The sequence below is a fragment of the Lacticaseibacillus sp. 30 genome (genome assembly GCF_053819265.1).
Genome location: NZ_JBSOQX010000016.1, coordinates 66,906 through 73,772, shown reverse-complemented (window position 1 = coordinate 73,772; position 6,867 = coordinate 66,906). Strand labels below are relative to the sequence as shown.

Here is a 6,867-nt window from a genome sequence, read left to right as displayed (position 1 = left end):
CATTGTTGATGATCTCTCATAGTCACGATCTTGCAGATATCTTGCAGATATATTGTAAAACGTTCCAAAGAAGGCTTCGTCATAACTTGAAAGGTGGAATTCACGATATTTCTTAAGCATATGGCGAAGAATTCGATCATTAATTGGATGTGAGAGTGAGTGGCACAGATTGGCGTAAATTAAATACTCGAAATGAAACCACGGACCCTCTGCTAGTAGAAATTGTTGAATACGTTCTTCTTCTTCGTCTGAAAAGATCGGATTTTTCTTTTCTAGATTGGCGATGCAGGAAACGATAACAAGCTTCAGCATATATTGAGGTGTTTCTTTTTCCACGTTTGAATCGTAAACGTCTAGCAGTTCTCGCAGACTTGGAAGATCAAGGTTCTTATAGGAAGTACTAACTTTTGTTAGGAGAACGCGAAGTTGACCATTTGAATCATCGATCAGTTCAAAAAATTCTTGAGGTTCCATGAACGTCGGCTTTAAGATCTCCATTAAATTTAAGAGACGGATATTTGCGTTCTTATTTTCAAAATAAGAAATCGCGGTTTTGTGAAGATTGCCTTGGACATTGTGAATTGTCAGTTGACGCCGTCTGCGAATTTGACGAAACAAGGCGCCACAATTGGTATAGTTTGCAAACACTTTTTTCACCCCTCAGGTAGAAAATACTCAACTTTTGCTCGTGCCGCTAAGAAATTCAGGTAAGTTAGTTAATGACAAAGGGTCGTGGTTTAAGAAAAGCGTACGTTATTCCTGAATTAAAAGAGTAATAGGTCAACGCATACCCTTGGATTGAAGCATCATCTTTATAAAGCAATTATGCCCAAAGTTTAGAAAAATAGCGAATGGTGTATGGGGGAGATTGAAATTAAAGACTCAATAAAGACTTATCTCATCGGCGTGGGTGGTTGGGTTTTGCTAATACTTTTTAACGTTAGTTTTGATTTTATTGCTTATCGGCAGCTGTATTGGCCACAATATTTCAAACTAACAGCCTATATCATCATTGCGGTTATTGTCGGTAAAATCTACTTTAAGTATAGAGCTTAACTGGTTGATTTTGAGATAATTCACGAAGGGTGTTCCATTTCAAAACATGAAAGCACTGAATTTTTAATGTTGGTAAGATTTTTTATAGATGAAACAGTTTCGTATCATTTTGCTATTGCCATTTGGGATCGGGCTATTAGTCCCTATTGATTATTAGATCAAACCGAGGTGTGCAAACAAGTCAAAGCGGAGATTCCCTGCCATTGATCCATAATAGAATATTTAAATTCCAGGCAAGACTCCGTGGCTTTCAGAAGCGGAATACCTTGCCTTTTTAGTGTAGGCCAGTTTGCTTATTAGGAATACCATCATAAAATAATCAGCCACAAACCAAGTACTTGTTAGGCTAAAAGCCTTCGGAGTTTCTGTAGGCACGGTCACTTTCTAGCAATACTTGATTTTCACATTTGAAGCTCATTTTCACATTTTATATTCATTTTTAAGTTGATTTCATATAAAATCAAGAAGAGCAGGCAGAGAGGAATCCTAAAATGAAACAGTTGAACGCTTTTTTTCAAAGACAGGTCACTTTTAGTCAGAAAAATCTTGTTGTAGAACTTTTCATGATTTTTCTAGTGATTGGCTTGTTTTTTGTGATTAAGTTTCAAAAGGTTGCTGATTTAAAGATAGATACTTTTAGAATTCAACAGTCCGTCCAATCAAGCTATTTACGCTATGATGCGCGCGCCTATTCGAAAACAAGCAAGAAAGGGAGGATGCAACAGGCATTGAATGAGCAACTTTCCGGAGCAGGGAAGATTGATAGTGGGTTGCTCATACAGGATGCCAGTATGATTCTCAATGGTCAGGTTGAACTTGCGCAAGCACAGCTCAAAAGCTACTCCCTTAATTTTGCCGGTGCAGAAGGGCTTCTAATACCTGCTAAAGAATCCGTCATCGGCAATCTTGTGGTTGCACAGAGGTTGCAGAAAAGTCATGACTCACCACGACATAATATTCAAAATGCCGCTGACTATGGCGCCATATTATTTCAGGTAATTGCAATCTGCGCACCTTTTCTAATTGCTTACTTAGTAGGGGACTCGTGGTTAGTGGAGCTAGAGCACAAAAGTATTCTAAAGAACATGCCGGTTAATTTTTTCGAAAAGTTTACTGCTCATATCAAAGCAAATCTTCAATTGAGCGCCGGGTTGTTCCTTGTTTTTCCGGCAGTGGCGTTGCTTCTTATGGGACTGGTAACTGGATTTGGTGATTGGAACTATCCTACTGCCTTTAATCTAATGAATAGCGTCATTACAATGCCTAGTTGGCTTGCGGGCTTATTAATTACCCTCTATTCACTAGCGATAACAATCTTTATGTCAGTTGTGGCAATTTGGCTGAACAAGCTCACTAAAAATTTTTATGCCACGGTTCTTTCAATCATGACAATATTAGTCATCGTCACATTTAGTCAGACATTACCTTTGGTTCTTTATTTGACGCCAATTCCTTATTTAAATATCGCTTATGTTTATTCCGGACGATTTTTGCTGAACGATCATCTCCCGGTTGGTTGGCTTACTGGTATGGTTATGATCTTGGTTTGGTCGGTGGCGATTTTCTTCATGCTTTCGAGACAGGGAGGTGCGAGAAATGACTAGGAATACTTCATATTTAACCTTCCAACTCAAACAAAACCTTCTCAGCAAGAAGAATTGGGGCGTCTGTTTAATCTTTTTTGCATGGAGCTTGTGGTTCTGCTATCAATACTTACCTGAAAATGGAACCTTAGAAAATTTTTCGAGACAGGAAGTCACTGATAAGCTGTTAAAAAACGAAAAGTTCATGAAAACTTTTAAACCGGCATTTCCTAACTATCCGACAATTGCTAATGCGGGGATATATATTCCTCAGTTTATAACGGCTGAGCGTACGCAATTAGCGGCTGCAGCAAAAGGAGACTATAAGAAAGTGGCCGCGTCTATGAATGACGAACTGTTGTTGACCGATCACTTAGTTCTTCAAGGGCAGCCATGGCTTAGTTATCCGCTTCAGTACTACAACGATCCAAACGTGGTCCGTGATGCAGGATCGGGTAACCAGAGCCGAAATGGCCATTATTGGAACTTAGAGGCGCGAACTCGGTTACAGCAGTATGCTCATATGAAGGACAACGACATAAATGCGGCGGTTATTAATCAACAGACGGCCTTACAACAGCTTGAACGAGCTTTCTTTTATGGACTTGCGCTAGCTTTGCTGATTGCGACCGCGATCATCAGCACTGACTTGGTTACAAGAGATAGAAAGAAAACGTCAATTCTAAGGAACCTACCACTGACAGCATGGGGAATGATCAACTATAAATCCTTGTCAGCCTTACTGATGAGTGGCGGATTAGTTCTTGGCTTCTTAGTTATTTTGTTACCGTGTAACATGCTAAGGTTTGGTATTGGGAGTTTGACACTACCCATACCCGTGTATCAAAGCATATCCTTCACCACAATTTCGCTGGGTCGTTTTATGTTGGAAGCTTTTGTCCTCTTACTGCTAGGCATGTGGCTCATTATCCGGCTTCAAATCGTATTACAGTTAGTATTAAAGAGTGAGTTTGCTAGTCTTGCGATGACATCGCTTTTGCTCGTTAGCGAAACTTTTTATTTTGTCCCGGGTTTGGTATCCATCAATAACTGGTCTCTGTACTTGTTACCAAGTTACTTCAATATTGGGCAACTGGTGGTTGGATTCCAGAATTTTAGATATGAGACGACAAAGATGACTTTTATGCTCGGGATGATGCTGTTCATGAGCATTTTAATCGTGGTTGAAGTCGTCATATATTGCCTGACTCATAAACGTCACACCAGAAAGGCAAGGTTGTCATAGCATGCTTAAGTTAAAAGATATTGAATTATCCTTTCCAAATAAGAAGCACGTTTTAAATGACATCACACTCACTTTGGATCAAAAAGAAGTTGTTGGACTTGTTGCCCCTAATGGCACAGGAAAAACGACTCTCTTAAATGTGATTATGAACAACCTAACACCTAGCCATGGGTATGTAGAGGTCGATGGTCTTCGATATGACAATAATCGACTGACTAAAAAAATTCATCAAAAGATTTGTGCATTTCCTCTTGAAAACGAACTTTTTGGTGAGTTGAGTGGTTACGAACATTTGAAACTGTACAAGAATATGTGGCAAAGTCGGAGAGCGATTGATGAATTAATTGATGCTTTAAAAATGCAGACTTATATCTCGCAAAAAGTTGGCACTTATTCGCTTGGCATGAAACAGCGATTATGTTTTGCCATGGTGGTTGTCTCGGATGCTTCTATGATGTTGTTGGACGAGGCCATGAATGGGCTTGACCCAGAAAATGTGGCGCTAATTTCAAGCCAAATTCAGCAACTACGAGAAAGCGGCAAGCTGGTGATCATGGTCTCTCACTTACTTGACAATCTACAGATGCTTGCTGACCGGGTTCTTTTTCTTCGTGCAGGGAAAGTTGTTAAAGATTTGAATATGCATGAACAGCAGAACAACTTTTTGAAAATGCGGCTAGAGCCGCATTTAGTAGCAAGCATTAATAAAGATGCTGTGCTAGACGCGTATCAAAATCAGGCCCTTATTGATTTAACAAAGTTGGATTATGCAACGCGGAAGTCACTTGTTCTTGAGCTTATGACAAATGACATTCCGTACAGTATTGCCCCGCTTTCACTGGTGGACGAGTTTCGGCTGACTTTCCAACGACAGTGAGCGGTGACCTACTGATCATTAGATACTGATCAGTTTGAAGTCATAAGGATTAATAGAATTGTCTGCTGAAGAGTTCGTTATTTTTTGAAGTGGCATGCGAACAAAACAATGTATCAGGTCAAATTTGACGTTACTTCTGTGACTGTAACCTTCTCATCGGCTTATTTGACAATACACTCGTTTTTCACCATTCAGTCCTATCCTTTATTTGATTGCGTTGTCAGACATCCCCAAAAAGGTTGCCATGCACCTTAAAAAAGCCTATGATAATATCATCAACTTACAAAAAGTAAGCATTATCGGTTGGGAGGCTTTTCGATGGTAGACATTGAGCATTTACAATTTGGACTGGAAACTTTTGGTGACATCGTGGCAAATGAAGACGGCAGCTTGCAAACTGCAGCAGCGTCTATTCGGCAAATTGTGCGCGAGGGGAAGCTGGCCGACGACTTGGGCATTGATGTTTTTGGTGTTGGTGAGCATCATCGACCAGATTATAGTGTGTCAAGCCCGGAAACGGTTTTGGCGGCTATTTCGGCGGTCACCAAACAGGTTAAACTTGCAACAGCAGTGACTGTGCTGAGTTCCGATGATTCTGTACGAGTTTATGAGCGATTTGCGACCTTGGATGCACTGTCCAATGGGCGAGCACAAGTCATGTTGGGCCGGGGTTCATTTACTGAATCCTTCCCGTTATTTGGCTATGATTTAACCGATTATGACGACTTGTTCAACGAGAAACTGGGATTGTATGATGCTTTGCGCAATGAAAAGGCGGTTACTTGGTCGGGCAAATTCCGAGCTGCTTTGAAAAATCAGGAAGTCTATCCTAAAACCGAAAACGGCAAACTCGAAACTTACATTGGCATCGGCGGTTCGCCGGAATCGGTGATTCGTGCTGTCAATTTTGGCTACAAAGTGATCATCGCAATCATCGGTGGTCAGGCGAGCCGGTTCAAGCCGTATATCGAGTTATATCACGCGGCGGCCAAGGAACTCGGCAAACCGGAATTTCCGATTGCTGTCCATTCCCACGGCTTCATTGCCGATGACGAAGACGAAGCCGTTGAAGTTGCGTTTAAAAATATCAAAGCCAATTTTGATCGCATTGGCTTAACGCGTGGGTGGGCGCCGATGAGTCGTGAACAGTTTGAAGGCGAAACCAAGGTCGGCTCTTTCTACGTGGGCGATCCAGAGACCGTGGCCCGACGCATGGCGGCGACCATTGACTTGCTTGATCTAGGCCGGTTTGATCTTGTTTACGGGGCTGGTAATCAAACGGCGGCACAACGCGAACGAATGATTGAGCTGTATGGTACGAAAGTCATCCCGCGGGTCAAGGAAATTCTGGCAGAAAAGGCGGCAGTGAAATGATGGCTATTCAACGCGTCGGTATCATCGGTGCCGGAAAAGTCGGCATTGTCCTTGCTGGTCTAGCTTTAGATGCCGGCTATACAGTACGTATTTCCGGTTCGGGATCAGTCAAAAAAATCGCCTTAACCATTAAAACACTCGTTCCTGGCGCAATTGCGTCCGAAAATGCTGATGTTGTCGCTAACAGTGACATTATCTTGTTATCAATTCCACTCAGTCGTTACAAGAACATTGATGCCGACTTGCTGAAGGGCAAGTTGGTGATTGATGCGATGAACTACTGGTGGGAAACAGATGGCATTCGCGAAGAAGTCTTAGACCCAAGTACGACTTCCAGTGAACAAGTTCAGACCTATTTCAAAGATGCCAAGATCGTCAAGGCATTCAATCATATGGGCTATCACAATTTGCAAGAAGAGGCGCGGCCCAAAGGCGATCCTAAACGCAAAGCACTATTTGTGACCGGCAACGATCCCGACGCGGTTGCCACTGTGGCGGCTTTTGTCGATCATATGGGATTTGATACCGTTGTGCACAATAACTTAGCAGACGGCATCATGACTGAACCAGGTAGTCCATTGTTCGGCGCCAGTCTGCGATACGCTGAGCTTAAGGACATCATCGATCATTTTGATCAAACCGAGTTTGGCAAAGAAGTCGCAGCGCAGACCCATAAGTGATGGAATTGTTATAAAGGCAAGGCGTACGGCCTATTGAAGGCTGAGGCGTCT

The 6,867-nt window shown here is 42.0% G+C and carries 7 protein-coding genes; 6 read left to right on the top strand and 1 reads right to left on the bottom strand.

The window, feature by feature from the left end:
• Nucleotides 1-648 (bottom strand): Rgg family transcriptional regulator (locus tag ACWPAB_RS10985; RefSeq protein WP_016382096.1); only part of this gene is annotated, 648 nt, incomplete at its 3' end.
• 210 nt (nucleotides 649-858) lie between these two features.
• Between ACWPAB_RS10985 and ACWPAB_RS10980 the strand changes: the two genes are divergently transcribed.
• From ACWPAB_RS10980 to ACWPAB_RS10955, 6 genes are all read left to right on the top strand, one after another.
• Entirely contained in the window at nucleotides 859-1,056 is a 198-nt protein-coding gene (locus ACWPAB_RS10980) for a hypothetical protein (RefSeq protein WP_003580762.1), read from the top strand.
• A gap of 491 nt (nucleotides 1,057-1,547) precedes the next feature.
• Nucleotides 1,548-2,660 carry a hypothetical protein gene (locus tag ACWPAB_RS10975; protein ID WP_003580760.1) on the top strand — a complete coding sequence of 371 codons (1,113 nt, stop codon included), beginning with the start codon at nucleotides 1,548-1,550 and terminating at the stop codon, nucleotides 2,658-2,660.
• Complete coding sequence (locus ACWPAB_RS10970) at nucleotides 2,653-3,885, top strand: hypothetical protein (RefSeq protein ID WP_003580758.1); 1,233 nt, start codon at nucleotides 2,653-2,655, stop codon at nucleotides 3,883-3,885. The genes ACWPAB_RS10975 and ACWPAB_RS10970 overlap by 8 nt, the downstream gene beginning before the upstream one ends.
• Nucleotide 3,886: 1 nt before the next feature.
• Nucleotides 3,887-4,762, top strand: a complete 876-nt coding sequence (locus tag ACWPAB_RS10965) for an ABC transporter ATP-binding protein (protein ID WP_003580755.1) — start codon at nucleotides 3,887-3,889, stop codon at nucleotides 4,760-4,762.
• Nucleotides 4,763-5,080: 318 nt separating this feature from the next.
• A complete protein-coding gene (locus ACWPAB_RS10960; RefSeq protein WP_003580753.1) occupies nucleotides 5,081-6,136 on the top strand; it encodes an LLM class flavin-dependent oxidoreductase in 1,056 nt (351 codons plus the stop codon).
• Nucleotides 6,133-6,816 (top strand): NADPH-dependent F420 reductase, encoded by a 684-nt coding sequence (locus ACWPAB_RS10955; RefSeq protein ID WP_016366768.1) that lies wholly within the window; start codon nucleotides 6,133-6,135, stop codon nucleotides 6,814-6,816. Before ACWPAB_RS10960 ends, ACWPAB_RS10955 begins: the two co-directional genes overlap by 4 nt.
• Nucleotides 6,817-6,867 lie beyond the last annotated feature (51 nt).